We start from the raw sequence: 25,199 nt of genomic DNA, 5'->3' as shown, positions 1-25,199 counted from the left end.
CGGTACCTGACCGGCTTCGGGCCCGCGGTCTTCGTCGGCGTCGGGGCTGCGGTCATGCTGGCCTCTCCGCTGACCGAGGAGCGCTTCCGCAGCATCGTGGTCGAGCTCACGCAGCGGCGGTCCGAGCGCACGAACCGCCATCAACCGGGGTAGGGGGCGAGCTCGGCGAGCACCTCGTTGAGCGCCTCGGTGCTGGACGGGTGGGTCCAGATCCCGTCGAGCAGCTCGTCTGCCGTGGTGCCGGTCCGGATGGCCAGGGCGACGAGGTTGACCAGCTCCTGGGAGTCGATGCAGAAGAGGGTCGCGCCGAGGATCCGCCGCGTCGCCGCGTCGACGGTGAAGGTGATCACGCCGTCCGGGTCACCGACGATCTTGGGCCGCGGCATGGTCGCGATCCGGGCGACCTCCTTGCTGGCGTGGAGCACGTCGTGGCCTGCTGCGCGCGCCTCCATCGGCGTGAGCCCCACCTCCGAGAGTGGCGGGGTGATGAACGTCGTGCGCGGGACGGCGACCCGGTCTGAGGTGGAACGCCGCCCCTCCCCCGTCAGCTGGTCCCAGACCACCCGGTTGTCGTCGAGCGAGATGTAGGTGAACTGCGGGCCTCCGTTGACGTCGCCGACGGCGAAGACGCCATCGGCGGAGGTGCGCAGACGGTCGTCGACGACGATGAATCCCTCGTTGTCCGTGGCGATTCCGGCCACCTCCAGGCCGAGGTCGCCGGTGACAGGTGTCCTGCCCGTGGCGAGGAGCACCGCGTCGGCCTCGACGCGGTCGCCCGCGAGCACGACCCGCAGACGGTCGCCCTCCTGCTCGATGCTGCGCACCCTGGCGTCGTGGCGCACCGTCACACCGCGACGGGACAGGACGTCCTCGACCGCCTGTGCCACAACCGGTTCGGCGCCGGGGAGGAGGGCGTCGCGGGAGTCGAGCAGGGTGACGTCGGCCCCGAAGAGCGCGAACATGTTCGCGAACTCCAGACCGACGGAGCCGGCGCCGACGACGACCAGCCGCTCCGGGAACGGCTCGGCGTGCTGGATGGTCGTGGAGTCGTACACCCGGGGCAGCGTGGCGCCCGGGATGTCCGGGCGGGCCGGCACCGCCCCGGTGCCGACGACGATGTTCTCCGCGGTGACCACGACCTCGCCTTCCGCGGTGCGCACCGTGACCTGCTTCGGGCCGGTGAAGCGTGAGTGGCCGTCGAGCAGCGTCGCCACACCCTCGAGCATGCCGTGGTTGGCCGCGTTCAGCCCGCCGATGAGGGTGTCACGGTCAGTGACGGCACGGGCGAAGTACGCCGCCGGGTCGTCGGTCGGGCGCCGGACCTCGGCCGACACGACGAGGTCCTTCGTGGGCACGCAGGCGACATTGATGCACGTGCCGCCGTACATTGCCGGGTCGCGCTCGACGAGGGCGACCGACCGACCCGTGGCCACGTAGCGCTTGGCGAGGGTCTTGCCCGCCTTGCCCCACCCGATCACCAACAGGTCCACGTGCAGCGGTGACGTGGTCACGACGAAGCCTCCTCGAACCGACTACGTATGCCGTGCCGGCACCCTGTCACTGTCGTGCCCGTGGTACGGAGGGCGCAAGGGGCGCAGGCCCGGCCGACAGACGAAGATGAGCGCGCCCCCTGGGCCCCACCAGATCGAGCCGCGATCGGTGGAGCAGCGTTCCTGAAGAGCACCGCGTTGATGACGGGGGCGAGGTTCGGGGCCGAGGAGGAACGTGTAGTCGCGGATCGCCGCCAGCCCGTGGCCGGTCGTCAGCCGGGACCGATGAGCCCGGGGATCGCGGTCTCCATCAGAACCGCCGCCCGGTCGTGATCGCCTGCCGCCAGGGCATGACGGACCGCAGGAACGGGTTGGCCGTCCTGCTCGAACCAGGCGCGCGCACGGCCGCCCAGCTCGCCATCGCGGTGGTCTTGCCGAAGCCGGCCTGCGCGGCCACCAGGCTCAGCTTCCCGGAGACGCCCCGGCGCATCAGCTCGGGACCCGCGGGCGTGCCACGGTGCTGTCCGGCGGACGCGGGATGAACAGCTTGGTGCGGAGCAGTGGCGTTGGCATGAGGCACAGGCGGTCAGGCGGAGGCGGCGATCGCGTCGATGGTGCCGGCCATCAGCTCGACGTACGCGTCGGCGTCGAAGTCCGGATAGACCTGCGAGCCGACGACGATGCCGTCCGAGATCGCGATGACGAGGTTGCCGAGGTCGTCGGCGAGGTCGCCACCCACCTGCTCGGGGAGCAGCTGGGTGATCCATGCCGAGATCATCAGGCGCACCTGCTCGCGCACGTCGACGTATGCCGCACGCGACTTCGCGTTGACCTCTCCCGTCTCGAGCAGCACCTGCATTCCGATGCGCAGGAACGCCGGCATCTCGGCGAAGGTGCGGGTCGACTGGCCCATCACCCGGCGCAGGCCCTCGACGATCGTCGTGTCGGTGGAGACGTCCCACCGCGGCACCGAGACGAGCCACTTGGCATAGCTCGCCCGGATCACCTCGGCGAACAGGTGGTCCTTGTCCTCGAAGTACCAGTAGACGGAGCTGACCGGCAGGCCGGACCGTTGGCACACCCGCGCGATCGTGGCACCGCTGACACCGCGCTCCTTGGCGAGCTCGGAGGCGGCCTCCATGATGCGGTCGCGGGATCTCGCCGGCGGGGCGGCCTTGCTCGCCTCCTTGCTCACTTCCTTGCTCACCTCGGTGGCGGGGATCGGTCGCGTGGCCTGGCCGGTCGCCTTCGGGCTCATGCCGCGACCCCCAGCGACTCGAGGTGCTTTCCGAGTCCCTGCGCCACACGGCTGACGAGCCGTTTGATGTCCTTGTGGTTCGTCGAGCGGACCTGCAGGAACAGGCCGTCCATGAGCATCATGTGGAAGCGCGCCAGCCGGGTGGTCAGGTCAGGGTCGGCCTCGAGGGCCGCGGGGGCGAGCACCGTGGCCCACCAGTCGCCGATGGCGACCTCGGTCTCGTGGCGCACCTCGGCGTAGAGCCGACGGGCGGCCGGCTCCTTGACCCGCTGCTGCAGGGTGAGCAGCAGCCCGAGGGCCCAGAACTGGGGCGAGGTGGTCAGCGACTGCGCCGCTGCGGCGAACCGCTTCTCGATGCGGTCGGCGAAGAGCTCCGGCTCGGCGCCCGCGACCCAGGTCGGGGCGGTGGCGCGCCAGGACCGGTAGGAGTGCTCGAGGGTGGCTGCCAGGAGCTGGTCCTTGCTGCCGAAGTGCCAGTAGATCGAGCTGGCGGGCAGCCCGGTGGCCTGCTGCACGAGGGCGACGGTCGTGCCGTCGTAGCCCCGCTCGGCAGCGATCGAGAGCGTCGCCTCCAGGATGGCCTGGCGGGACTCGTCGCCCTGCCGGTGCCGACGTTCGGTCTTGCGTGCCATTCGCGCTCCAGTCTCTGCCCGGCCGCCGCTCCGTGACGCGTGGTGGGCCGGTTCCCTGTAGTGCGATCCTACGGAATGTCGACGCGTTCCATGGCTCACGGGAGGGCGGTTTCTTTTTCGGGCATGGAAGACCTTGCCCTCACCCGCCTGATGTCTTACCTTCACTGTAGTGATTGCTACAGAGTAGTAGCAGGAAGAGAAGGTGGCACCGTGGCCGAGGGCACATCGATGGTCCAGTCCCAGGCGCTGGACCCCGCACACTACCGCGAGGTCATGGGTCACTACCCGACCGGCGTCGCCGTCGTCACCGCCACCTCGCCCGACGGCGAGCCCGTCGGCATGGTCGTCGGCACCTTCACGGCGGTCTCGCTCGACCCCCCGCTCGTGGCGTTCATGCCGACCACGACGTCCGGCACCTTCGCCCTCATGCGCGACGCCGACGCGTACTGCATCAACGTGCTCGCCCACGACCAGCTCGAGCTGTGCCGCACGATGGCCGTGCCCCGGCCGGGCAAGTTCGACGAGGTGCAGTGGCACCCGTCGGACCACGGCGCACCCGCCCTCGACGACGCCGTGGCCCGCATCCACTGCCGCACGCACGACGTCGTCACCGCCGGCGACCACTTCATCGTGCTGTGCGACGTGCAGGCGATGGAGGTCAGCCGTCCGGTGACGCCCCTGCTCTTCTTCCAGGGTGGCTACGGCGGCTTCAGCTCACGCGGTCTGAGCGCCAAGGGCGACGCCGACCTCATCGAGTCGGTGCGCCTCGCCGAGGTCGGCCGCGCCCAGGCCGAGCGCGTCGCCCGCACGCTGGGCTGCGAGACCGCCCTGCTCGTGGCCGCGAACGACCACGAGCTCACCACCGCGGTGACGGCATACGCCCCGTGCGTGACGGCGCTCGAGCCGCTCGGGGTCCGGGTGCCGCTCATGCCCCCGCTCGGGGAGGCCTACGTCGCCTGGTCCGACGACGCCGTCGTCGACGCCTGGCTGCGCCGCGCATCGAGCCAGGAGCCGGAGGTCGTCGAGAAGTACCGCCGTCGCCTCGCCGCGGTGCGCGAGACCGGCTACGCCGTGTCGCGGCAGCGGGAGCTCGACCACCCGCGCTACTCCGACCTGCGCGAGGCGATGCGCGAGTATGCCGCCGGGGACCTCACGCCGGTCCGCGAGCGAGCGGTGCGCTCGGTCATCTCGCAGTCCTCCGCCTTCTTCGAGACGATCGAGATCCAGGACGGCGAGACCTACGACCTCGGTGCGATCGTCGTCCCGGTCCTCGGGCGCGAGGGGCGAGTCGCCCTGTGCCTCAGGGCGAGCCAGCTCCCCGGAGGGGCAGATGCCGACACCGTCCGCGGCTGGATCAGCACCCTGCGTTCGGCCGCCGACGAGATCGGCGAGCAGCTGCGCGAGCCGCGCCGCGCGGAGTTCGCGGCGTTCCTCGAGGCCACGCCCGGCGACTTCATGATGTGAGCCCGTCTCCGCCGCCGCGGCAGCTCGCCCAGGTGCGCGCAGCCCTCAGGAGTGCAGCGTTCCGTCACCAGTGCGTCGTGCAAAGCGCACTGCTGAGGCAACCGCGCACTTCTGGCGGCGGCGCACGCTCGTGACGAGAGAGGGCCGACCCGCCCGGGTCGGCCCTCGTCGTGTCCGAGACCCGTCAAGGACGCGAGCTGATGCCGTTCCCGATGATCCAGCCCATGCCGAAGGCCGACAGCAGGCCGTTGCCGGAGCTGTAGCCGCCCGACTGCGCGCCGGCCAGGCCTACGGCCACCCCGCCGCCGGCCCGCAGGCCCGCGATCGACGTGCCGTCCGTTCGCAGCACCCGTCCCTGCGGGTCGATGGCGACGCCGCCCTGGGTCGTCAGGACGCCGTGGGTGAGCCAGGCGTAGTGGAAGGGGGTGACCAGCTCGCGCCGTCCGGGCAGCGGCTGCAGCGAGGCCTCGAGAACGGCCGGGTCGATCCGGACTGCGGCCGCCAGCGAGGCGAGGTCAGGGGCGGTCCGCAGGGCCCCGGCGCTCTCGGACTCGCGCATCATCTCCGAGTGCTGCGCGGTCTGTTGCGCCTCGTCGTCCCAGACCATCACGGCCCGCTCGCCGGGCTGCTGCTGGACCACGCCGGCCAGGCCCGAGTAGCCGTTGGCCTGCTCGTCGACGAAGCGCTGGCCGTCGCGGTTGACCAGCACCGCGCCGAGCCACGGCAGGGCCGGGTTGACCCGGGTGCCGTGCAGCGTGACCTGGCCGTGGCGCAGGCACGCACCCATGTTGCGCAGCTCGGCCCCGAGCGGACGCAACCAGCCGAGGGCGTCACCCGTCGCGGTGCTGACCCCGCCGTGGAAGGGGTCGCCGAGCTCGGCGCAGAACTCCTGCATCAGCGCGCGGTTGCCCGCGAAGCCGTCCGTCGCGAGCACCGTGAGTCCGGCGGACACGACGAGCTCGCTCCCGCCCTGCTGGGCGCGCACCCCGACGACCGTGCCGTCCTCGACGCGCAGACCGGTCACGGGCGCCTCGTCGAGGACGGCCACGTTGGGTCGGTCGGCGAGGATCCGCCGCAGGTGGCCCATGAGGGGACCTCCGCCGGCACGGGCCGGGTCGGCGTGCAGCCGCGGCACTGACATCCCTTTGCGGGCCATGTCGGTGCCGATGTCCATCGGGTAGCCGAGGTCGTCGGCGACCCAGTGCACGTAGTCGGCGGCGACACCGCAGAGGGCCTCGACGACCTCACGGTAACGCTCGTCGCCGGATGCGGCGAGGATGTCGTCCGCATGACGCTCGGCCGAGTCGTCGATGCCGGCAGCCTGTTGGAAGCGGGTGCCGCCGGCGGCGAGGCTGCCGCTCGACACCCCGGCGTTGCAGCCTTCGGTCATGCTCTTCTCGAGCACTGCGACGACGATGTCGGGGTCCTCACTGGCTCGCAGCGCTGCCATCACGCCGCAGGCACCCGCGCCGCCCACGACGACGTCGACCTCGATGTTCTCGTGCATGGCCCGGTCCTCAGCCGTCGAGGGCGTCGGGGATGCCGTAGAACGAGCGGGCCCGGTCCAGCAGGTCGCGCGGCGGCTGCGCGTGGTGGAAGCCGCGGCGCGACGGCACCAGGCCGGCCGAGCGGTACTGCCGCCCACGCAGCTCGGCGACCTGCAGCAGCGTGCCGAGCGAATCGACGACCGGCACGTCGTCGACCCGGCTGACACCGTGGTCAGCGAGGAAGACGTTGAGCGGCCCCTCCCCCGGCACGATGACGTCGGCGCCGGCCGCGATCGCCTCGCGTGCAGCGGCACGGAACGCCTCGAGGAGGGCGTCGGGGGCGGCATACGCCCCCATGACGTCGGTGAACTCCGCCGCCACCTGCCGGATCGGGCCGACGACGGCGTCCAGGCCGTAGGTGCGCAGGTTGCGGCGCAGCTGCGGCTCGAGGGCGCCGATGAAGTTGACGATGCCGACCGTGGCGCCGAGCGTCGAGGCCATGAGCACCGAGGTCTGCCCGAACGCGAGCACCGGGATGTCGACGACCGAGCGGCACTCCTCGTACGCCGCGTCGGGGATCGTCGCGATGAGGAACGCGTCGTAGCCCTCGTCCTGGGCCCGCAACGCCGCGTGCACGAACTGCTCCTTGTGCAGCCCCGAGAGGTATGCGTAGCCGATGTGGGTGCCCGGGTAGTCGCTCGGGTAGGTGCCCGGCTTCATGCCGTGGAGGTGCACCTCCGTGCCGGGGTCGGCCACCTTGGCCAGGTGGCGCTCGAGGGCGTCGCGGTAGTGCGGCACGTCGTCGAGCACGGTGAAGCTCTGGTGCCAGATCTTCACGACCGCTCCTTCGCGGCCAGCGCAGCGGCGTCCGCTCCGGCGATGCGCCCGAACGTGGCACCGCGCAGCACCGACGTCGAACCGGTGTAGTTCGAGTAGTAGAGCCCCGTCATCTCACCGGCGGCGTAGAGCCCCGGGATGGCACGGCCGTCGCGGTCGATCACGCGGGAGCCGGCGTCGACCTTGAGGCCACCGAAGGTGAAGACGTTGGCGCACATCACCGGGTAGGCGATGAAGGGGCCGGTCTGGATCGGCTTGGCCCAGTTGGACTTCGGCGGGGTCACCCCGTCGGTGGCCAGGCCGTCGGGACGGGTCGGGTCCCACTCCCCCTCTGGGCAACCGGCGTTGTAGGCCTCCACGGTCGCCTCGAGCGTTGCCGCGTCGACCTCGATCTTCGCCGCGAGCTCGGCCACCGAGTCGGCGCGAACCGGCTTCTCCTCCGAGCGGATCGCCGTGCGCAGGTTCGGGATCGCCTGCCCCTGGGCGTCGAGGATCATCCAGGCCATGCCGCGCGGCTGCGCCTGGATGTCGCGGGTCGTGCGCTCGTACCACGCGTCTATCGGGCCGCGCGCCTCGTCGACGAAGCGCTCCCCGTCGACGTTGACGAGGATGCCGTAGGTGAACGCCATGATGGCCGCCTCCGGGTCACCCGACCTCGGGTCGACGGGCTCGGCATGGAAGAGGGAGAAGTTGCCTGCGGTGGCCGCTCCGACGGCCATCGCCATCTCGAGGCCCTCGCCCTTGTTGTAGTTGCCGCCACGGGCGACGGGACGGCACAGCATCCCGAGCGGGCCGTGGTAGCGCGCCATCAGCTCCGCATTGCCCTGGTAGCCACCGCTCGCGAGCACCACCGTGCCGGTGAAGGTGCGCCGCCCGCCGTCGGCGACGGAGGCCTCGACGCCCGTCACGGCCCCGGAGTCGTCCACGACGAGGGCGCGGGCGGTGGTGCGGAAGTGGAAGTCGACGCCGAGCGATCGTGCCCGCGCACCAAGGGTTTCGACGAGAGCGAGACCACCGCCGACAGGCGCCATCCTGGTGGTGGACACGGTCAGGAAGAGCGTCGGCAGCTCGCCGAAGGCAATGCCGTGGCCCTCGAGCCAGCGCAGGGTGGGGCCGGCGTTGTCCTCGAAGGCGGCGACGTAGTCGAGGTCGACGACCGGGTGCGCCCTCAGCAGGGCGTTGCGGCGCTCCCAGTCGAGGCCCGAGTCGGCCGTGATGCCCGGGTCGGGGTGGCCCATGAAGTCGTCGACGAGTGTGTCGGCGAGGCCGTCGGAGACCTCGTCGAGCGACTTCATCCGGAGGTAGGCCTCGGTGTAGCGGGTGTTGCCGCCGGTCTCGGCCTCGACCGAGCGCTCGAGCAGGGCCACCCGGGCGCCGTTCTCGGCCGCCGAGAGCGCGGCGGACAGGCCGGCGATTCCTCCGCCGACGACGACGACGTCGTAGGCGGTTCCGGTGGGCTCACTTGCCCCCCGGGCGAGCTCGCGTGTCGTGGTGGTCATGCCCAGCTCCCGATGACGTCGTCGGCGCTGCGGACGTCGCCGAAGAGCGGCAGCGTCCGGGTGATCGCGAAGTCGTGCAGGGCCGGGTCGGGGGCGGCGCACATGTCCTCGACCACGCTGACCTGCAGCCCGGAGTCGGAGGCGTGGCGCGCCGTGGACTCGACGACGAGGTGGGTGGCGATGCCGCCGAGCACGACGTGGTCGACGCCCTCGGCCGCCAGCACCTCGCGCAGGGGGGTGCCGATGAAGGCGTTGACGCAGCCCTTGTCGACGACCGGCTCGCCGTCGACGGGCGCGAGGTCGGTGACGAACTCCGCCTCGGCCGAGCCCGCGAGCATCTTGCCGTTGGCCGGGTAGCCGTCGAAGCGCGGGAGCCGGTTGGTGCGCAGCCGGTACGTGGGGTCGAAGGCGAGCCGCACGTGGAACACCGGCACCTCCGCGCTGCGCGCCGCCTGCAGCACCCGCGCGGCCGTGGACAGCACGTCGCGCTCGCGCACCTGGGCCGCGAGCGGCGGTGCGAGGCAGAGGTCGCCCTCCTGGGCCAGCGCGACCTGGTAGTCGAGCATCAGCAGTGCAGACTTCGGGGACATCAGGCTCTTCTCCTTGGAAGACAATGGGTTTCGGGGTTCACCACGCGGACCAACCGCCGTCGACGTAGACGACCTGACCGGTCATGTACGCCGAGCCGGGTGACGCGAGCAGGACGAGGGGACCGGCGAGATCGGTCGCCGGGTCGCCGAGCCGGCCGAGCATGGTGCGTTGCGCGAACCACTCGAGGCGCTCGGGGTCATTGCCGAGCGGGGCGGTCATGGCCGTGGGGTAGAAGACGGCCGGGGCGATGGCGTTGACCGTGACGCCGGAGGGCCCGAGCTCGCTCGCCAGCGAGCGAGTCACGTTCACCACGGCCGCCTTCGAGGCGTAGTAGGCGCTCTCGGGGACCGGGCCGACCCGCTCGGCGTAGACCGTCGTGACGTTGACGATGCGGCCCCAGCCGGCGGCGGCCAGGCGCGGACCGAACTCGCGTCCGACGAGCCAGCAGCCGGAGACGTTCACGCGCATGACGCGCTCGAAGTCCTCGAGGGAGGTGTCGCCGACCTCTCGTCGGAGCATCACCCCGGCCGCGTTGACGACGATGTCGACGCGACCGTGCGCCGCGACGACCTCGTCGGCGAGCGCGCGGACCGAGTCCTCGCTCGTCACGTCGACGGTGTGGGCCGTGGCCGTGCCGCCGCAGAGCGCCCGGGTCTCGGCGAGCTTGTCGGACTGGGACTCGAGGTCGGCCACGGCGACCGTCGCGCCGTGGTCGGCGAGGGCTCGTGCGGCGCGCTCTCCGAGGCCGCCAGCGGCAGCCCCGATCACGACGGCCACCCTGCCGGTGAGGTCGAACAGCTCTGTCACCACTGAAGATCACTCTCCTCGCTGGCGGCGGCGACACCGGCGACCCGGCCGAAGACGGCCGACTTCCCGATCGACGTGCCGGTCATGTAGCCCGCTCCGTGGAACCCGCCGATGAGCTCGCCCGCCGCGTACAGCCGCCGGATCGGCTCGCCGAAGACGTCGAGCACCCGCATCGCCGTGTCCACGGTGACGCCGCAGTAGGTCGCGAGCACGACGGTGCCGGACAGCTGGGCGTGGAAGGGCGGCGTGTCGATGGGCTGCCGCTCACCGACACCCCCCACCACGTGCACGCGACCGAGCCGGTCGGGCTCACCGGCGGCGATGCGTGCGTTGTAGTCGGCGATCTCGGACTCGAGGACGCCGGGCTCCGTGCCCAGCCGCTCGGCGAGGCCTTCCAGGGTGTCGGACGTCTCGAGCATGCCGGCGCGCAAGCGGCCGGCGAAGTCGTAGATGGGCACCTCGTCGTTGGACTGCGCCATCACCTTGGCGTCGAACACCTGCCAGGTGCGCGCGGTCGGCTGAGCCAGGCTCGCGTCGCCGAGCGCCTTGTAGGGGATCGACTCGTCGACGAAGCGACGCCCGCTCCGGTTGACGGCGACCGCACCCTTGTAGACGGCGAGGATGCCGGTGCCGTCCTCGCCGTGGTGTGGCTCGTGGAAGATCCCGTAGGTGCCCTTGACGTAGGGCAGGTCCTGCAGGCCGGCGCCCAGCCGCATGGCCATGCGCAGCCCGTCGCCGTGGTTGCCCTCTCCCCCGGCCAGAAGGGCCTGGGCCATCTGCGGCGCGAAGCGCTGGAGCATCTCGCGGTCCCGCGAGAAGCCCCCGGTCGCGAGCACGACGGCGTCGGCCAGGACCTGCCGCTCCTCACCCCCGTGCGTCACGAGCACGCCGGTCACCCGCGAGCCGTCGTGGAGGATCCGGGTGACGTCGGCACCGAGCACGAGCCGGGCCCCGAGCCGGCCGGCCGCGGTGAAGAGCGAACGCAGCATCGCCGTCGTGTCCGTCGGGTGCGAGCGAGGGACGGACTGCCCCGACGCGGCGTGGATGTGGCCGTAGCGCACGCCGTGGTCCTTGAGCCACCGGTACGTGTCGAGCTGGCGCTCGCAGTAGAGGTCGACGAGCGCCCCGTCGTTGACGTGGCCACCGGTCTCGAGCAGGTCTTTGCGGAACAGCTCGACGGAGTCCGGGATGCCCTGCTCCTGCTGCTCGTCCGTGCCGACGAAGGCTGACAGGCCCGCGGAGCGCACCGTCGACCCACCGAAGGCGTCGGTCTTCTCGAGCAGCACGGCATACTGCCCGGCCTCGGCGGCGGCGAGCAGGGCGGCAGCGCCGGCGAGGCCACCGCCGAGCACGAGCACGCCGACCCGGTCTGGCAGCTCGGCATCGACGGGCAGGCCTGCGGCCGGGAGGCCCGGCTCCTCCCTCACCGCCCACCCGCCCGGGTGTGGGAGGGCGCGTCGAAGTGCGCCTCGGCAGAGGAGAACTCGGGGAGGTGGAAGAGCGCCTGGCGCTCCTGCCACGTCGCGATCCGGCCGGCATACGACGCCGTCTCGCCCGTCGCCCGCAGGTGGGCGAGCGCCTCGGAGCCGGCGCGGATCGCCGCTCGCATGAGGAAGTTCGCGAAGAGCACGACGCCGAAGCCGAGGTCGCGGTACTCCGCGAGGCTCAGCTGCGGGGTCTTGCCGCCTTCGACGACGTTGACGACGAGCGGCACGCCCGCGAGCTCGCGGCCGACCCGCTCGAGCTCCTCCACCGTGCGCGGGGCCTCGACGAAGATCACGTCGGCACCGGCGTCGACGTACGCGTGGCCGCGCCGGATCGCCTCGTCGATGTCGTGCACGCTGCGGGCGTCGGTGCGCGCGATGACGACGGTCGCCGGGTCCTCGAGGGCTTGGCGCACGGCGACGAGCTTGGCCTGCATGTGCGCGGTGGGGATGAGCGCGTGGTGGTCGAAGTGGCCGCAGCGCTTGGGCATGTCCTGGTCCTCCAGCTGGAGGGCCGCGGCACCGGCGCGCTCGAGACGTCGCGCGGCGCGCATCGCCATGACCGGCTGCCCGAAGCCGGTGTCGGCGTCGACGACGAGCGGCAGGTGGGTCGCCGAGGCGAGCCGCTCGACGTGGTCGGCCACCTCGCCGAGCGACACGAGGCCGATGTCGGGAACGCCGTACTGCGCGTTGGCGAGGCCGGCCCCGGTGGCGTACGCGGCCTCGAAGCCCGCCTCCTCGATGAGGCGGACACCGAGCGCGTCCGTCGCACCGGGCAGCACGAGCGTGCCGTCGCCGGAGGCACCCACGGGGCGAGGGGCGAGGAGGGCGCGGAGGCGCTCGCGACGTGCGGTGGGGGTCGGCGCAGGGCCGACCCCCACCAGCGTCGCGGCCGCCTCGAAGGGGGCCGGGACTGCGGACACGACTGCTCAGGCCTCCTCGGCCGCCGGCAGCGACGGGTCGGCGAGCGGGTGCATGATGCCGGGCGGCCGACCCTTGCCGTCGGGGTGCTGTTCGTGACCCCAGACGGCCGTGCGGTCGTAGACCTTGGGGATCCAGGTCTCCTCGTCGACCTCGAGACCGCCGTAGCCGTACTCGACGTGGAACGAGCTCGGCGTCGAGTGGTAGAAGCTGAACTGCTGGTCGTTGGAGTGTCGGCCGATCGTCAGCGTGATCGGCACGCCGATCTCCTGGGCGATCTCGTAGCCCGTGCCGACGTCGTCGATCGAGCCCACCTGGATCATCAGGTGGTTGAGCCCGGCCACACCGGGCGGGCACTGCCCCAGCGCGAGCGTGTGGTGCCGCGCGTTGCAGTGGTAGAAGCGCGCGTTGAGCCGGCCCGGCACGATGATCTTGTCGGAGAGCCGGAAGCCGAGCTTCGTGAAGAACTCGTGGCCCGCCTCGATGTCGGGCATGAGCAGCAGCACGTGGCCGAGGCCCTGCGCGCCGGTGACGAAGCCGGTGATGGCGCGGCCCGGTCGGAACGACGAGCGCACGTGGCTCTGGCCCCAGGTCACCTCGTGGCGGAAGCCCCAGGGGTCGGTGAACACGAGGATCCGGTTGACGGCCCGGGCCTGCGCCAGCGCCTCGTCGCCGCGCTCGCTGGAGACACCGAGGTCGGCGAGGGCCTTCTCGACGCGGTCGATGTCCTCCTCGTAGTCGACCCCCCAGCCGATGTATGCCGTCTCGTCGCGTTCGCCGGGATGGATCTGCAGGCGCCATTGGGCGTCGTCGAACTTGAGGCGCACGGCCCCGTCGGGTCCGGGGTCGGTCACCATCGCGCCCCAGAAGCGGGTGGCCATCTCGGGCCACTCGTCCTTCTTCGGTGAGTTGATGCCCAGGTAGGCAAGTGAAGTGATCATCGTCGATCTCCTCGTTCGGGTTGGTCTGTGCGGGATGGTCGTTGGGGTGTGGTGTCTGGCGGGTCAGGCGAAGACGGGCGGGACCGAGGCCTCGCCGCCGAGGTCGTCGGTGGCCCACTCGACCGTGATGGACTCGGAGACGTTGCAGATGTGGCTCAGGCCGGACTGCATGTCGCGCCAGTAGCGCTCGTTGGGGAGCCGCTCGTGGATGCTCTGTGCGCCGCTGATCTTGTAGAGGCGGTCGACCGCGTCGACGGCCCGGCGCACCGCACGGACGCCGTTGCGGCGCACCGTCAGGCGCTGGCTCCACGACACCTCGCCGCCCTTGTCGACGTGGTCGAAGAGCTCCTTCATGTCGTTGAGGAGCACGGTCCGCGAGGCGGCGACGTCGGCGGCGGCCTCGCCGTAGACGTTGAGCTGGATGGGGTCGCGCCGGGCCACGCGGCCGTCGGCGGAGACGCGCTGCTCCATGTAGGAGCGGTAGACGTCGAGGGCGCCCTGGACGATGCCGAGCGTTCCCGAGTTGATCGCCGCGGAGAAGACGACGGGGAACTTCAGGCGGTAGAGCGACTTGCCGGGCTGGCGGTCCTCGTAGGCTCCGTTGAGCATCAGGGGCGCCTCGACGACGCGGTAGTCCGGGATGAAGACGTCGGTCATCCGCACGTCCTTCGAGCCGGTCCCCTTGAGTCCCAGCACGTTCCAGCTGTCGTCGATGATCTCGTAGTCCTTGCGCGGGATCACGAAGTGGCGCATGTCCGGGGGCATCGTCGGCTCACCGTCGTCACCGACGACGAGTCCGCCGAGGATGACCCACTCGGAGTGGTCGGTGCCTGTCGAGTAGGGCCACTGACCGGTGAAGAGGAAGCCGCCGTCGACCTTCGTGGCCCGACCGAACGGGGCGTACGGCGACGCGGTCCACGTGTCGGGGTCCTCGCCCCAGATCTCCTCCTGGAGGCGGGAGTCGAACATCGCGATCTCCCACGGGTGCACGCCCACGACGCCGGTCACCCAGCCCGCGGAGGGTGAGGCCGCGCCGACGGCCATGGCCGCCTCCATGAACTCGACCGGGTGCGCTTCGTAGCCGCCGAACTCCTTCGGCTGGTAGAGGCGGATCACGCCGCTCTCGCGCAGCACGCTCGCGGTGCGGTCGGTGAGCCGGCCGAGGTCGTCGCTGGGCTTCGCCTCGTCCTTGAGGAGGGAGGCGTTCTCCTTGATGTTGCCGAGCACGTCGGTCATGGGAATTCCTTTCCGCCGGCGCCCGAGGGCGTCTGCTGAGCGGGTCGTGGGCTAGTTGGCACTCACGAAGTCGATGACGAGGCGGTTGAACTCGTCGGCGTGCTCGACCTGGGCCCAGTGGCCGCAGCGGTTGAGCAGGACGGCGCGCGAGTTCGGGAGGTGGGCGAGGAGCAGCAGGGTGTTCTCGAAGTGGACGACCCGGTCGTCGCGGCCGTGGATGAGCAGCGCCGGGATCTGCACCTTGGGCAGGTCGTCGAGGCGGAACCACTTCGCGATGGGGCCGCCCTTGGCGAAGCCGTCGAGGTAGTTGGCGAGGTGCTCGGGGTGGGCGTTGGCGTTCTCGGCCCGCTCGGCCGCGAGCTCGGGCGTCGCGAAGCGTGCGCTGTCGTAGGTCATCACCTCGGTGAGGCGGGTCATCGACTCGACGGACGGGTCGCGGTAGGCCGCGACAAGCGTGCGCATGCCTTCGGAGAGGCCGCCGCCGGGCGAGACGACCTTCGGCTGGGGGCCGGAGCCGGGTCCCATCGTGATGATGTGGCTGACGCGCTCGGGATACTCGGTCGCGACCCGCAGGGTGGTGATGCCGCCCATGGAGTTGCCGATGAAGGCCGCCTGCTCGATGCCGAGCGCGTCGAGCAGGTCGACGGCGGCCCGGGCGTGGTCCGACTCCTCGCGGGTGATCGCCGGCGACCGGCCCCAGCCGGGCATGTCGGGGGCGATGACGTGGAAGTGCTCGGCCAGGACCTCGATGTTGGTCTTGAAGTTGCTCCACCCCGTCGCTCCCGGTCCGGAGCCGTGCAGGAGCACCACCGCCGGCGATGCCGGGTCGCCGGCCTCGCAGAAGTGGATCGTGCCGGAAGCCGTCTCGAGCGTTCGGCTCGTCTGCTCGGATGTCAGCGTCATTGCTGCCTCTCTCGACCGGGCTGGAGGAGCACCTCACTGGCCTTGTCTGTAGTAATCGCTACACAGAATGTAGGACGAAGCCGTCTGTTGCACAAGGGCTTCTTCGGAGATTCTGTTGCCTACATTCCACGGAAGGGCTTCTGGGGGCGCATCCCGAGCACGGCGAGCAGCCCGACTGCCGTCAGCGCGAGGAGAACGGAGACGGCAGCGCGATGCCCGTGCAGCAGCGCGTCGAGCGCCGGCGCACCGAGCCGGTCGGCGCGGCCGGCGTAGTAGTCGGCGGATGCCTCGGGCGTGAGGCCGCCTGCGCCCAGCGAGAGCAGCAGGGCGGTACCGACGGAGACCGCGGACTGCTGGGCAGTGGCGCGGATCCCGTTGAGGGTGCCGGCCCGCGTGAGGCCCCCCATCGAGATGATCATCGTCCCGTTGACGGTCTGGAACGCCCCGCAGCCGAGCCCGAGCACGACGAGACCGGAGATGACCGCCCAGGGTGCCGCGCCGGCATACATGGCCGCGACGAGCAGCGCGCTCCCGAGGAGCGCGAGGCCCGCGAGCAGCCTGGAGGTGACGACGTCGTCGTGCCTGCGGCCCAGCCGTCCGATGGCGAGCGTGCCGACCGTGACGGCCGCCGCGAGAGGCGTGATCTGCAGGGCCGCGCTGAAGGGGTCGTCACCGTCGACGCCCTGGAACCACAGGCTGAAGACGACGGCTGGGACGACCCTGCCCACACACAGGCAGAAGGCCGCGACGTTGGCGAGGACGAACTGCCGGTCGGCGAGGAGCTCCACGGCCACGGCCGGCCACCGGGCGCGCCGCTCGACCGCGACGAAGGCCGGCACTGCCAGCACGACACCTGCGAGCGGCACGAGGGTGCGCACACTCCCCCAGCCGCCCTGCTGCACCTCCGCGAGCGCGACGAGGAGCAGCGTCGTCAGCACCACGATGAGCGCGTTGCCCGGCAGGTCGACCCGCAGGCCGGCGAACCGCCGGCTCGGCAGCCGCGAGAGGGCTCGCCAGCCGAAGAGCACGTCGCCCGCCGCGATGAGCAGTCCGAGAACGAAGAGCGACCGCCAGCCCAGCGCGCTCGTCACCAGCCCCCCGATGAGCGGGCCCGAGACCTGGGCGATGGCGAAGCCCGCGAGGTAGACCCCCATGGCGCCTCGGCGTCTCTCGGGAGGGTGGCTGACCGTGACGATGGCCGCGGCCGTGCTGAGCATGAGCGCCGACCCTGCTCCCTGGACTGCCCGGGCGGCGATGAAGACGGCAGCGTCGCTGGTGAACACGAGGGCGAGCGAGGCGCTCCCGAAGGCCACGAGTCCGGCGCGAAACACGGCGGCGAGGTCGAGGCAGTCGGCCAGCTGCCCGCTGAGCACCAGGCCCGCGCCGGCCACGACGAGGTACGCCAGCAGCATCCAGGTGCCCTGCACCGGGCTGGCTCCGAGGTCGCCGACGACGGTCGGGAGCGCCACGCTGAGCATCGTGGCGTTGAGCCCGATCAGGATCGTCGCGGCGAAGACGACGGCCAGCGCCGCCCGGGCGTCACGCGCCGACAACGCCTGACGTCCGGTTCAGTACTGGGCGGACGGGGGGATCTGCCCGCCGAACGCGTCGAGGCCCCAGGCGAGGTAGCAGGGCTCCTTGCTGTTGCAGACGTGCGTGGCGGCGACCTGCAGGTCGCGCCAGAAGGTCTCGAGAGGTGACCCCTTCTGGATCGCGCTCGACCCCATCAACCGGAAGAGCTCGTTCACCGCGGTGATGGCGCGGTCGGTCGCCCGCACCTGGTCGACCCTGAAGCGCAGCCGCTCCTTCACGGTGATGTCGCCGCCGCCCTCGACGGTGTCGTGGAAGCGCGTGATGATCGACTGCACGTGGCTGATGCCGGCCTCGACGTCCGACTCCGCCCGCGCGAGCGCCGCCAGGACGAAAGGGTCCGTGCGCGAAGCGCTGCCCTGCGACGACACCCTCGCCCGGATGTGGTCGTGAGCTGCGCGGAGCGCCCCCCGCGCGATGCCGAAGGTGCCCGCCGAGATGGCGAAGGGGAACATCACCCCGAACCGCATCGCGTAGAGCGCTTCGCCGGCACGCCAGCGGTCGCTGTAGGTGTTGTCGCGCACGAGGACGCCGTCGAGCACCCGGTGCTCGGGCACGAAGACGTCGACCATGCGTACGTCCTTGGAGCCCGTGCCCGCCAGCCCCATGACGTTCCAGCTGTCCTCGACGATCTCGTAGTCCACTCGGGGCAGGACGAAGTGCCGGACGTCGGGCGGCGCGAGCGGCGTGCCCGAGCCGTCGGTCACCATGCCGCCGAGGATGACCCACTGCGAGTGGTCCGTGCCTGTCGAGTAAGGCCACCGCCCGCTGAAGAGGTAGCCGCCCTCGACCGGCCTCGCCCGTCCGAAGGGGGCGTACGGCGAGGCCAGCCACGTCTCGGGATCGTCGCCGTAGACCTCCTGCTGGAGCCTCGGGTCGGCGATGGCGATCTCCCAGGGGTGTATCCCCACCACTCCCGCGACCCAGCCGGCGGACGGGTGGTTCATCCCGACCGCCATGACCCAGTCCATGAAGTCGTTGGGGTGGCCCTGCAGGCCGCCACTGTCTTTGGCCTGGAGCAGCTTCATGCCGCCGGAGGCGCGCAGGATCTCGGCCGTGCGGTCGGTGATCCGGCCGAGCTCGTCGCTCGGGCCGGCCTCGGCCCGCAGCTCCTCGGCGTGGTCGAGGACGTATCGGGTGGCCTCGTGCATGGCGAGGTCGCCCCCTCTCGTGTGGTGGGTGTGCGTGTTCGGCAGGGTGGTGGTGTGAGCTCGCGCGCGTGACGACGCGCGTTACGCGTACAGCTCGTCAGTCGGTGCGCGAGCGGTCGCGGACGACCTTGGCGAGCGTGACGGCGACGACGAGGCCGGCTCCGTAGAAGACGTTCTGGATCCAGCCCGAGAAGCCGAGCAGCTGCAGCCCGAAGATCCCGGTCGTCAGGAAGTAGATGGCGATGATCGTCCCGATCGGGTTGAACATGCCCGGCTGCACCACGGCGGTGCCGAGGAACACGGCGGCCAGGGCCGGCAGGAGGTAGGTCGCCGACGTGGAGGAGTCGAAGCCGCCGACGGTGGCGACCATGATGACGCCCGCGAGCCCGGCCAGCAGCGACCCGGCGAGGTAGGCCCCGGCCCGGATGCGAGGGACGCGGATGCCCGCGAGCCGGGCCACCTCGGGGTTCGCTCCGACGAAGATCATGCTGCGCCCCAAGGGAGTCCAGCCCAGGAGGTACGCGATGCCGGCCGCGAGGAGGATGCCGTAGTAGAAGGAGATCGGCATCCCGAGCACCTCGTAGGTCGCGAGGTTGCCCAGCTCCGGGCTGTTGACCGAGACGATGTTCGACCCCGAGACGACCTGCGCCAGCCCGATGAGCAACGTGCCGGTGCCGAGCGTGACGACGAAGCTCGAGACGTCCATCACCACGACGAAGAACGCGTTGACGGCGCCGGCGAGGAGGCAGACGCCGATCGCGACGAGGCAGGCCAGCCAGATGTTCCAGCCGTGGACGCCGGCGAGCACCGGGACCAACGTCGCGGAGATGCCCATGACGGAGGCGATCGACAGGTCGAACTCGCCCACGACGAGCGTGATCATCGCGGACATCGCGAGGAACACGAGCACCTGCTGGCTGCCGAAGATCGACGAGAAAGCACTCCAGGAGCCGAAGCGGGTCGGCATGAGGATGTAGTAGACGAGCGCCATTGCGCCCCAGACGAGTACGAGTGCGTACTTGCTCGTGACGGTGTGGAGCCACGAGGGCTCGAACCTGCTGCGGAGGGTGACGCGTCGCGGCGTGGGCGCAGGCTGCTCGGGCCGCCCGCTGTCGGTCAGGATCCGCTCGGTGAGTCCGGTCTGCTCGCTCAGTCGCTCTGCCGAGCTCTGGGTGGTGCTGTCAGTCATGGGTCGGTCCTCCTGCGACGAGCGCGGACGCCGAGTCGTCTGAGTGGTTGGCGTGGTCGGAGTAGATGGCGTGCAGCACCTCGTCGGGGTCCTGCGTCCGGATCTCGCGCAGGCCGCCGGCGCCGTTGACGAGGATGCGGTCACAGACCTCGGCCAGGTCTGAGGGCTCGATGCTGACGAGGAGCACGCCGACGCCCCGGGCGGCCGTGTCGGCCACGGCGCGCAGGATGTCGACACGGGCCCCGACGTCGACCGCCTGGGTCGGCTCGTGGAGCACGAGGAGGTCGGGGCTGACGGACAGCCACTTGGCGAAGAGGACCTTCTGCTGGTTCCCGCCCGACAGCTCCTTGACCAGGGCGTGGGGCGAGCGGGTGCGGATGTCGAGCCGGCGGATCGACGAGCGCGCCTCGTGGTCCTGCCAGCGCCGACCGACGTGCCACGGCCGGCCGCGGCGGCGCAGGCTCGGGACGGCGATGTTGTCGCGGATGCTGAGCTCGACGGCGAGTCCCTCGAGGATCCGCTTCTCCGGAACGAGCGCCGCCCCCAGGGCCAGGCACGTCGCGACGTCGGAACGGGCGAGGTCGACGCTGCCCGCTGGCGTCGTGAGGCGTCCGGCTCGCGCCCGACGGCCCCCGGTGACGAGGTGGGCGACCGCCTCGAAGCCCGACCCCGGCAGACCAGTCAGGCCGACGATCTCGCCGCGGCCGACCGTGAAGGAGAGGTCGTCGACGCCGTCGCTGCTCAGGCCCTCGACGGTCGCCGCGACTCCGCCCGGCTCGTCGGCGGGCTGCCGGGAGCGGCCGACGGCCTCGACGGTCTTGCCGAGCATGTGACGCGCCAGGTCGTGCTCGGAGAGCCCGGCGGTGGGGATGCCGGCGGCTGCGACGGCGCCGTCCCGGAGCACGGTGACGCGGTCGGCGAGCCGCAGCACCTCTGTGAGGTTGTGGCTGACCATGAGGATGGCGGTGCCGTCGGCGACCACCTTGCGCAGCAGCCTGTGGAACCTGGCCAGCTCCTCGCGGGGCAGCGAACGGGTGGCCTCGTCGAGGATCACCAGCCCCTCGCCCGGCCGCTGGTCCCGCAGAGCGCGGGCGATCGCCACCTCCGCCCGCCGCATGGCGGTGAGCGGTCCGACCGGGTCTCGGGGGTCGACGGGCACGTCGAGTCGGTCGAGCACCCTTCTCGCGATGGCGTGCTGGGCCCGCCAGTCGATCTTGCGCGAGACCTGGTGGCGGACGAAGCCGCCGACGCCGATGTTCTCCGACACCGTGAGGTGGTCGAGCAGGCCGAGGTCCTGGTGCACGACCGAGACCCCGGCCGCCGACGCCTCGCTCCAGCGGACGGGCAGGCTCAGCGCCTGCCCGTCCACCGCGACGGTCGCTCCGTCGTCCGGCGCGTGGTAGCCCGTGAGGATCTTGACGAGCGTCGACTTGCCGGAGCCGTTCTGGCCGATGAGGGCATGGATCTCGCCCGGAGCGACGTCGAGGTCGACGTCTCGGAGCACGACCGTCGATCCGAACGTCTTCGAGACGCCCCGGGCCACCAGCCTCATCGTGGCGGGCACGGTTACTTGACTCCCCAGGCAGCGAGGAAGGTCTGCTTGTACGCGCCCCCGCCGAACCAGTCGTCGGTGAGGTACGTCTTGGCGTCGAGCGTGAGTCCGCCGACGTTGTCCTTCGTGAAGGCGCGGGTGACGAACTCGGTCCCCTTCTCGACCTCCTGGCCGGCGAGAAGCTGCACCATCCCGTTGGCGAACTTCCAGCCCTCGAAGAGCACGGGGGTGCCGAGGTCGGTGGTCTGCTGGCCGTCCTTGACGCGCTGCAGGCCGGCGAGGTCGGAGCTCGACGAGAAGACCTTCACCTTGCCGCCGAACTTGGCGCTGAGGATGCCCTGGAGCACCGGCGGCACGAAGCTGTCCACCGGCACGATGACGGCGTTGGTGTCCGGGTTGGAGACCAACGCGGCACTGACGGACGTGGCGAGCTTGTCGACGTTGGCGGTGGTGAACTCGGTCTCGGCGATGCCGCAGCTCGGGCAGAGGGCCTTGAACTTGGCGATCCCCTGGGCGCTGGCCCCGGTGGTCGTCGTCGAGTCCATCAGCCGAACCCAGAGGACGTTGGTCGACGTGCCACCGTCGGCGATCGCGGCCTCCGACATCGCCTCGTGGAGGGCGGAGACCCGGGGGGTGTTGTCGTAGAAGGCGAGGTTGGCATCGGCCTTGCGGCCGCCCGACGGGGCCACCCCACCGACGATGACCTTGACGCCCTTGGCGGCCAACGCGTCGAACGCGGGGCCGGCCATCTGGTAGTCGACGAAGGCGCTGATGACGCCGTCGACCTTCTCGTCGCCGGCCGCCTTGAGGCAGTCGGCCACGGCCGTCGGGTTGAACTTGCCATCGCAGATCTTGACGGTCGCACCGGCCGCGCTGAGGGCCTCCGTGACACCCACGCCGACGGCGTGGATGACGGGGATCTGGTCGCCCAGGGCGACGAACGTGAACTTCTTGCCCGTGAGGTCGACGGGCTTGCCGATCGGCGTGACCTTCGGCCACGTGGGCGCCTTGGACCAACCGGCCAGCGACTCCTTGGCCTGCTGGACGCCGGCCGCGCCGGCGGCGGTCGCCTCGGCGCTGACCGGGGCGACCTTCTCCCCGGCACCACAGGCACCGAGCAACGACACGGCGAGGGCGCTCGCCGCGAGGGCCCGCGCGGAGCGGGAACGGAAGAGGGGACGAGACATGGTGGCGGCTCCTTTGCCGTGCAGTGTCCTGTGGTGCGGCCGGCCCGGTGGTGGGTCGATGGTGTCGCAGCCAGATCTTCATGTAGTGCTTGCTACAGAGAAGCAGAGTGTGAGTTCCCGTGCAATAGGTTTGCGTGAACTTTTCGTGTAGTGACCGCTACGCGCTCAAACGAGCGTGTGCGACATCCGTCCGATGCCGTCGACCCAGGTCTCGAGCACCTCACCCGAGCGGAGGTAGCGGGGCGGCGTGAGGCCGATCCCGACGCCGTCGGGAGTGCCGGTGAAGACGAGGTCACCGGGCCGCAGCACGAGCACCCGCGACAGCTCGGAGATCGAGCGCGAGATCGAGAAGATCAGGCCGGCCGTCGTGCCGGACTGGACCACCTGGCCGTCGATGCTGCAGCCGAGGCGGAGGTCGTTCGGGTCGTCGAGCTCGTCCATCGAGACGACCCACGGTCCGATCGGGCTGAAACCCGGGTAGGACTTCGCGAGCCCGAACTGCGGCGCGGGCCCGGAGAACTGGCGGGTCCGCTCGGACAGGTCCTGGCCGATGGTGAGACCGGCGAGGTGGCTGAAGACGTCCGCCTCGTCGACGTCGTGCATCTGCGTGCCGACCACGGCGACGACCTCCACCTCCCAGTCGACGGTGCCACCCTCGGGAAGGCGGACGACACCGTGGGCACCCGTCACGGACGACGGGAACTTCGCGAAGACCGGGGGCAGGTCGGTGGGCGGCTCGAAGCCGGTCTCGAGCGCGTGCTCCGCATAGTTGAGCCCGATGGCGATGATCGACGGGGGCACGGGAACGGGCGCATCGAGCTCCTCCGGCGTCACGGGCTCGGCGCTCGCCTCGTCCAGACCGGCCACCCAGGCGGCGATCTCGTCGTGTCGCACCCACATCTGCATCGGGTCGGGCGAGAAGCGACCACTGCTCTCCTTCTCCAGGTCCCAGCCGGCCGACGTGCCCTTGAGCACGAACGCACGACCTCCCCGGTTGGCGAACCTCATGCCATCACCGGCGCGGCGTCGCGGACGATGCCTGGCGCCGTCGTTCGGCCCGCCTCGGTGAGCTCGTGGCCCCACAGGGAAGGACGGTCGTTGGTCGCCGCGACCCAGGTCACGTCGTCGACCACGATGCCGCCGTGGCCGTACTCGATCTGGAACGACGACGGCGTCAGCATGTAGAACGAGGTCATCAGGTCGTTGGTGTGACGACCGATCCCCCGGAGCACGGGCACACCTGCCGCCTTGGCGATATCGAGGCCGGTCCCGACGTCGTCGAGGCTCTTGACCTCGAGCATCAGGTGGTTGAGGCCCACCTTGCCCGGCACCTCGGCGACCGCGAGCGAGTGGTGCCTGCCGTTGCAGTGGTAGAAGCGCACCTTCATGTGCTCCTCGTCGACCCGGTCGGACAGCGTGAACCCGAGCAGGTCGGCGTAGAACGCGTCCGCGTGCGCCAGGTCGGGCACGACGAGGACGACGTGACCGAGTCCGAAGTCGTCGGCGACGAAGCCAGTCATCGGCCGACCGGGCCAGAAGGTACCCGGTCGACGACGCTGGCCCGCCACGAACTCGTGCCGGGCTCCCCATGGGTCGGTCACCCAGGTGAGCTCGGCGACGCCGCGGTCACGGCACTCCGCCGGCGTGCCGGCCGTGGTCTCGAGTCCCGAGAGCCGCAGTCGGTCGAGGTACGCGTGAAGCTCGGCCTCGTTGGCGAAGGCCCAACCCGTGTAGAGCAGCTCGTCCCGGTCGCCCGGTTCGATCGTGATGCGGTGGAGGGCGTCATCGACACGCAAGCGCACCGACCCGTTCTTCCCCCGCGGGCCGGCCGCGCAGCCGAGCACGTCGGTGCCGTAGTCGAGCCACTCCTCGTGCCGGGGAGAGGCGACGCCGATGTAGGCGAGCTCCTTGATCATGCTTGGTCCCTTCGCGTCAGTCGAGCGCAGACCGCGACGTCTCTGTAGCGATCGCAACAGAGCATGGGGCAGACTCTTGCGCGGGGCAAGGTCTTTCTCGTGTGACTTTTGGCGTCTCACAGTGCGTGCTTGAGCCCTTGCCGAGAAGGTCTCTCACGCATACCGTGTAGTGGTTGCTTCAGAGTCGAATCAATCCACCCGAGAGAGGTACGCCTTCATGGCCACCGTCAACAGCACCGACGTCACGCTCAGCGACGTCACCTACCGCGTCCACTCGACGGGCGAGTCGAGCCCGACCGCCCTGCTCTTCCTGCACGGCTCGGGGCCCGGGGCCACAGGAACCTCCAACTGGAAGGCCGTCATCGAGGAGCTCGGCGAGCGCTACTACTGCCTCGCGCCGGACATGGTCGGTTTCGGCGACTCCGAGCACCCGGTCGACCCCCCGTCGGGCATGAAGGCCTTCAACCTGCTCCAGGCGGAGACGCTCTGGCAGCTGCTCGACAAGCTGGGCGTCGATCAGGTCCACCTCGTCGGCAACTCCATGGGCGGGATGATCTCCATCCGCATGGCGCTGGCGCAGCCGGAGCGCGTCGAGACGATGCTGCTCATGGGTTCCGGAGGCGCCCCCGACCTGCCCATCACGCCGGGACTGCAGCACCTGCGCACCTTCTACGCCAACCCCACTGCCGACTCCCTGCGCGACCTGCTCGAGTCGTTCGTCTACGACATGGACACCCTCGAGGGGGTCGTCGACCGCGTCGTCGAGGAGCGGATGCCCTACATCGGGCGAGCCGACGTCAAGCGCTCGCACGCCGCGATGTTCGACCCGAAGGCCGGCCCGCCTGCCTTCACCGAGGAGGAGCTGACCTCGCTGCCGCACCCGACGCTGTGCGTGCACGGTCGCGACGACATCATCGTGCCGGTCGAGTCGAGCACCTACCTCGCCAAGACGATGCCCAACGCCACGCTCCACATCATCCCGAAGAGCGGGCACTGGACCCAGATCGAGGCCCACGACACCTTCGTCTTCCTCCTCGAGAGCCTGATGGCCGGCAAGTTCTGAG

23 protein-coding genes are annotated in these 25,199 nt (G+C 70.9%); 2 read left to right on the top strand and 21 right to left on the bottom strand.

Features of this window, described 5'->3' with window-relative positions; translation table 11 throughout:
- Window positions 1-140 precede the first annotated feature (140 nt).
- The 4 genes from AC1DE0_RS00935 to AC1DE0_RS00920 form a co-directional block, all read right to left on the bottom strand.
- Entirely contained in the window at window positions 141-1,511 is a 1,371-nt protein-coding gene (locus tag AC1DE0_RS00935; RefSeq protein ID WP_478096156.1) for an FAD-dependent oxidoreductase, read from the bottom strand.
- Between the two features lie 289 nt (window positions 1,512-1,800).
- Window positions 1,801-1,947 carry a hypothetical protein gene (locus tag AC1DE0_RS00930; RefSeq protein ID WP_478096153.1) on the bottom strand — a complete coding sequence of 49 codons (147 nt, stop codon included), beginning with the start codon at window positions 1,945-1,947 and terminating at the stop codon, window positions 1,801-1,803.
- A gap of 129 nt (window positions 1,948-2,076) precedes the next feature.
- Window positions 2,077-2,748, bottom strand: a complete 672-nt coding sequence (locus AC1DE0_RS00925; protein WP_478096149.1) for a TetR/AcrR family transcriptional regulator — start codon at window positions 2,746-2,748, stop codon at window positions 2,077-2,079.
- On the bottom strand, window positions 2,745-3,380 hold the full coding sequence (locus AC1DE0_RS00920) for a TetR/AcrR family transcriptional regulator (RefSeq protein ID WP_478096144.1): 636 nt from the start codon (window positions 3,378-3,380) through the stop codon (window positions 2,745-2,747). Before AC1DE0_RS00920 ends, AC1DE0_RS00925 begins: the two co-directional genes overlap by 4 nt.
- A gap of 210 nt (window positions 3,381-3,590) precedes the next feature.
- Between AC1DE0_RS00920 and AC1DE0_RS00915 the strand changes: the two genes are divergently transcribed.
- Window positions 3,591-4,844 carry a flavin reductase gene (locus tag AC1DE0_RS00915; RefSeq protein ID WP_478096140.1) on the top strand — a complete coding sequence of 418 codons (1,254 nt, stop codon included), beginning with the start codon at window positions 3,591-3,593 and terminating at the stop codon, window positions 4,842-4,844.
- 184 nt (window positions 4,845-5,028) lie between these two features.
- Here the strand turns inward: AC1DE0_RS00915 and AC1DE0_RS00910 are convergent, their stop codons facing one another.
- The 17 genes from AC1DE0_RS00910 to AC1DE0_RS00830 form a co-directional block, all read right to left on the bottom strand.
- Window positions 5,029-6,351, bottom strand: coding sequence for an FAD-dependent oxidoreductase (locus tag AC1DE0_RS00910; RefSeq protein WP_478096136.1), 1,323 nt, complete (start codon window positions 6,349-6,351; stop codon window positions 5,029-5,031).
- Between the two features lie 10 nt (window positions 6,352-6,361).
- Entirely contained in the window at window positions 6,362-7,168 is an 807-nt protein-coding gene (locus AC1DE0_RS00905) for an aspartate/glutamate racemase family protein (RefSeq protein ID WP_478096132.1), read from the bottom strand.
- Complete coding sequence (locus AC1DE0_RS00900) at window positions 7,165-8,667, bottom strand: FAD-dependent oxidoreductase (protein WP_478096128.1); 1,503 nt, start codon at window positions 8,665-8,667, stop codon at window positions 7,165-7,167. Before AC1DE0_RS00900 ends, AC1DE0_RS00905 begins: the two co-directional genes overlap by 4 nt.
- The gene (locus AC1DE0_RS00895; RefSeq protein WP_478096124.1) at window positions 8,664-9,257 is read right to left on the bottom strand and encodes a cysteine hydrolase family protein; all 594 of its coding nucleotides are present in this window, start codon (window positions 9,255-9,257) and stop codon (window positions 8,664-8,666) included. The genes AC1DE0_RS00900 and AC1DE0_RS00895 overlap by 4 nt, the downstream gene beginning before the upstream one ends.
- A 37-nt stretch (window positions 9,258-9,294) precedes the next feature.
- Window positions 9,295-10,068 carry an SDR family NAD(P)-dependent oxidoreductase gene (locus AC1DE0_RS00890; protein WP_478096122.1) on the bottom strand — a complete coding sequence of 258 codons (774 nt, stop codon included), beginning with the start codon at window positions 10,066-10,068 and terminating at the stop codon, window positions 9,295-9,297.
- The gene (locus tag AC1DE0_RS00885; RefSeq protein WP_478096120.1) at window positions 10,062-11,492 is read right to left on the bottom strand and encodes an FAD-dependent oxidoreductase; all 1,431 of its coding nucleotides are present in this window, start codon (window positions 11,490-11,492) and stop codon (window positions 10,062-10,064) included. The genes AC1DE0_RS00890 and AC1DE0_RS00885 overlap by 7 nt, the downstream gene beginning before the upstream one ends.
- Entirely contained in the window at window positions 11,489-12,472 is a 984-nt protein-coding gene (locus AC1DE0_RS00880; protein ID WP_478096117.1) for an isocitrate lyase/PEP mutase family protein, read from the bottom strand. The genes AC1DE0_RS00885 and AC1DE0_RS00880 overlap by 4 nt, the downstream gene beginning before the upstream one ends.
- Window positions 12,473-12,478: 6 nt before the next feature.
- Window positions 12,479-13,411, bottom strand: a complete 933-nt coding sequence (locus tag AC1DE0_RS00875) for a VOC family protein (protein WP_478096116.1) — start codon at window positions 13,409-13,411, stop codon at window positions 12,479-12,481.
- 63 nt (window positions 13,412-13,474) lie between these two features.
- Window positions 13,475-14,647 (bottom strand): acyl-CoA dehydrogenase family protein, encoded by a 1,173-nt coding sequence (locus AC1DE0_RS00870; protein ID WP_478096113.1) that lies wholly within the window; start codon window positions 14,645-14,647, stop codon window positions 13,475-13,477.
- 51 nt (window positions 14,648-14,698) lie between these two features.
- Window positions 14,699-15,550 carry an alpha/beta fold hydrolase gene (locus AC1DE0_RS00865; RefSeq protein ID WP_478096111.1) on the bottom strand — a complete coding sequence of 284 codons (852 nt, stop codon included), beginning with the start codon at window positions 15,548-15,550 and terminating at the stop codon, window positions 14,699-14,701.
- 119 nt (window positions 15,551-15,669) lie between these two features.
- Window positions 15,670-17,103, bottom strand: a complete 1,434-nt coding sequence (locus tag AC1DE0_RS00860) for an MFS transporter (RefSeq protein ID WP_478096109.1) — start codon at window positions 17,101-17,103, stop codon at window positions 15,670-15,672.
- A 15-nt stretch (window positions 17,104-17,118) separates the two neighbouring features.
- Complete coding sequence (locus tag AC1DE0_RS00855) at window positions 17,119-18,291, bottom strand: acyl-CoA dehydrogenase family protein (protein ID WP_478096107.1); 1,173 nt, start codon at window positions 18,289-18,291, stop codon at window positions 17,119-17,121.
- A 97-nt stretch (window positions 18,292-18,388) separates the two neighbouring features.
- Window positions 18,389-19,480 (bottom strand): ABC transporter permease, encoded by a 1,092-nt coding sequence (locus tag AC1DE0_RS00850; RefSeq protein WP_478096105.1) that lies wholly within the window; start codon window positions 19,478-19,480, stop codon window positions 18,389-18,391.
- Window positions 19,473-21,032 carry a sugar ABC transporter ATP-binding protein gene (locus AC1DE0_RS00845; RefSeq protein WP_478097721.1) on the bottom strand — a complete coding sequence of 520 codons (1,560 nt, stop codon included), beginning with the start codon at window positions 21,030-21,032 and terminating at the stop codon, window positions 19,473-19,475. Before AC1DE0_RS00845 ends, AC1DE0_RS00850 begins: the two co-directional genes overlap by 8 nt.
- A gap of 14 nt (window positions 21,033-21,046) precedes the next feature.
- Complete coding sequence (locus tag AC1DE0_RS00840; RefSeq protein WP_478096104.1) at window positions 21,047-22,219, bottom strand: sugar ABC transporter substrate-binding protein; 1,173 nt, start codon at window positions 22,217-22,219, stop codon at window positions 21,047-21,049.
- Between the two features lie 165 nt (window positions 22,220-22,384).
- Window positions 22,385-23,227 carry a fumarylacetoacetate hydrolase family protein gene (locus AC1DE0_RS00835; protein WP_478096103.1) on the bottom strand — a complete coding sequence of 281 codons (843 nt, stop codon included), beginning with the start codon at window positions 23,225-23,227 and terminating at the stop codon, window positions 22,385-22,387.
- Window positions 23,224-24,135 carry a VOC family protein gene (locus tag AC1DE0_RS00830; RefSeq protein ID WP_478096102.1) on the bottom strand — a complete coding sequence of 304 codons (912 nt, stop codon included), beginning with the start codon at window positions 24,133-24,135 and terminating at the stop codon, window positions 23,224-23,226. The genes AC1DE0_RS00835 and AC1DE0_RS00830 overlap by 4 nt, the downstream gene beginning before the upstream one ends.
- 217 nt (window positions 24,136-24,352) lie before the next feature.
- On the opposite strand from AC1DE0_RS00830, the gene AC1DE0_RS00825 reads away from it, so the two are divergent.
- The gene (locus tag AC1DE0_RS00825; protein WP_478096101.1) at window positions 24,353-25,198 is read left to right on the top strand and encodes an alpha/beta fold hydrolase; all 846 of its coding nucleotides are present in this window, start codon (window positions 24,353-24,355) and stop codon (window positions 25,196-25,198) included.
- The last annotated feature ends 1 nt before the right edge of the window (window position 25,199 follow it).

The sequence above is a fragment of the Terrabacter sp. 05T424 genome, assembly GCF_056396225.1.
Note: the sequence above shows the minus strand (reverse complement) of the source record. Positions and strands in the feature narration are given on the sequence as shown.

Coding starts and splice junctions, on each gene's coding strand:
- AC1DE0_RS00845 (WP_478097721.1), bottom strand. CDS start 21,032: ATGAGGCTGGTGGCCCGGGGCGTCTCGAAGACGTTCGGATCGACGGTC.
- AC1DE0_RS00925 (WP_478096149.1), bottom strand. CDS start 2,748: ATGAGCCCGAAGGCGACCGGCCAGGCCACGCGACCGATCCCCGCCACC.
- AC1DE0_RS00875 (WP_478096116.1), bottom strand. CDS start 13,411: ATGATCACTTCACTTGCCTACCTGGGCATCAACTCACCGAAGAAGGAC.
- AC1DE0_RS00900 (WP_478096128.1), bottom strand. CDS start 8,667: ATGACCACCACGACACGCGAGCTCGCCCGGGGGGCAAGTGAGCCCACC.
- AC1DE0_RS00910 (WP_478096136.1), bottom strand. CDS start 6,351: ATGCACGAGAACATCGAGGTCGACGTCGTCGTGGGCGGCGCGGGTGCC.
- AC1DE0_RS00840 (WP_478096104.1), bottom strand. CDS start 22,219: ATGTCTCGTCCCCTCTTCCGTTCCCGCTCCGCGCGGGCCCTCGCGGCG.
- AC1DE0_RS00850 (WP_478096105.1), bottom strand. CDS start 19,480: ATGACTGACAGCACCACCCAGAGCTCGGCAGAGCGACTGAGCGAGCAG.
- AC1DE0_RS00895 (WP_478096124.1), bottom strand. CDS start 9,257: ATGTCCCCGAAGTCTGCACTGCTGATGCTCGACTACCAGGTCGCGCTG.
- AC1DE0_RS00830 (WP_478096102.1), bottom strand. CDS start 24,135: ATGATCAAGGAGCTCGCCTACATCGGCGTCGCCTCTCCCCGGCACGAG.
- AC1DE0_RS00825 (WP_478096101.1), top strand. CDS start 24,353: ATGGCCACCGTCAACAGCACCGACGTCACGCTCAGCGACGTCACCTAC.
- AC1DE0_RS00855 (WP_478096107.1), bottom strand. CDS start 18,291: ATGCACGAGGCCACCCGATACGTCCTCGACCACGCCGAGGAGCTGCGG.
- AC1DE0_RS00865 (WP_478096111.1), bottom strand. CDS start 15,550: ATGACGCTGACATCCGAGCAGACGAGCCGAACGCTCGAGACGGCTTCC.
- AC1DE0_RS00870 (WP_478096113.1), bottom strand. CDS start 14,647: ATGACCGACGTGCTCGGCAACATCAAGGAGAACGCCTCCCTCCTCAAG.
- AC1DE0_RS00920 (WP_478096144.1), bottom strand. CDS start 3,380: ATGGCACGCAAGACCGAACGTCGGCACCGGCAGGGCGACGAGTCCCGC.
- AC1DE0_RS00835 (WP_478096103.1), bottom strand. CDS start 23,227: ATGAGGTTCGCCAACCGGGGAGGTCGTGCGTTCGTGCTCAAGGGCACG.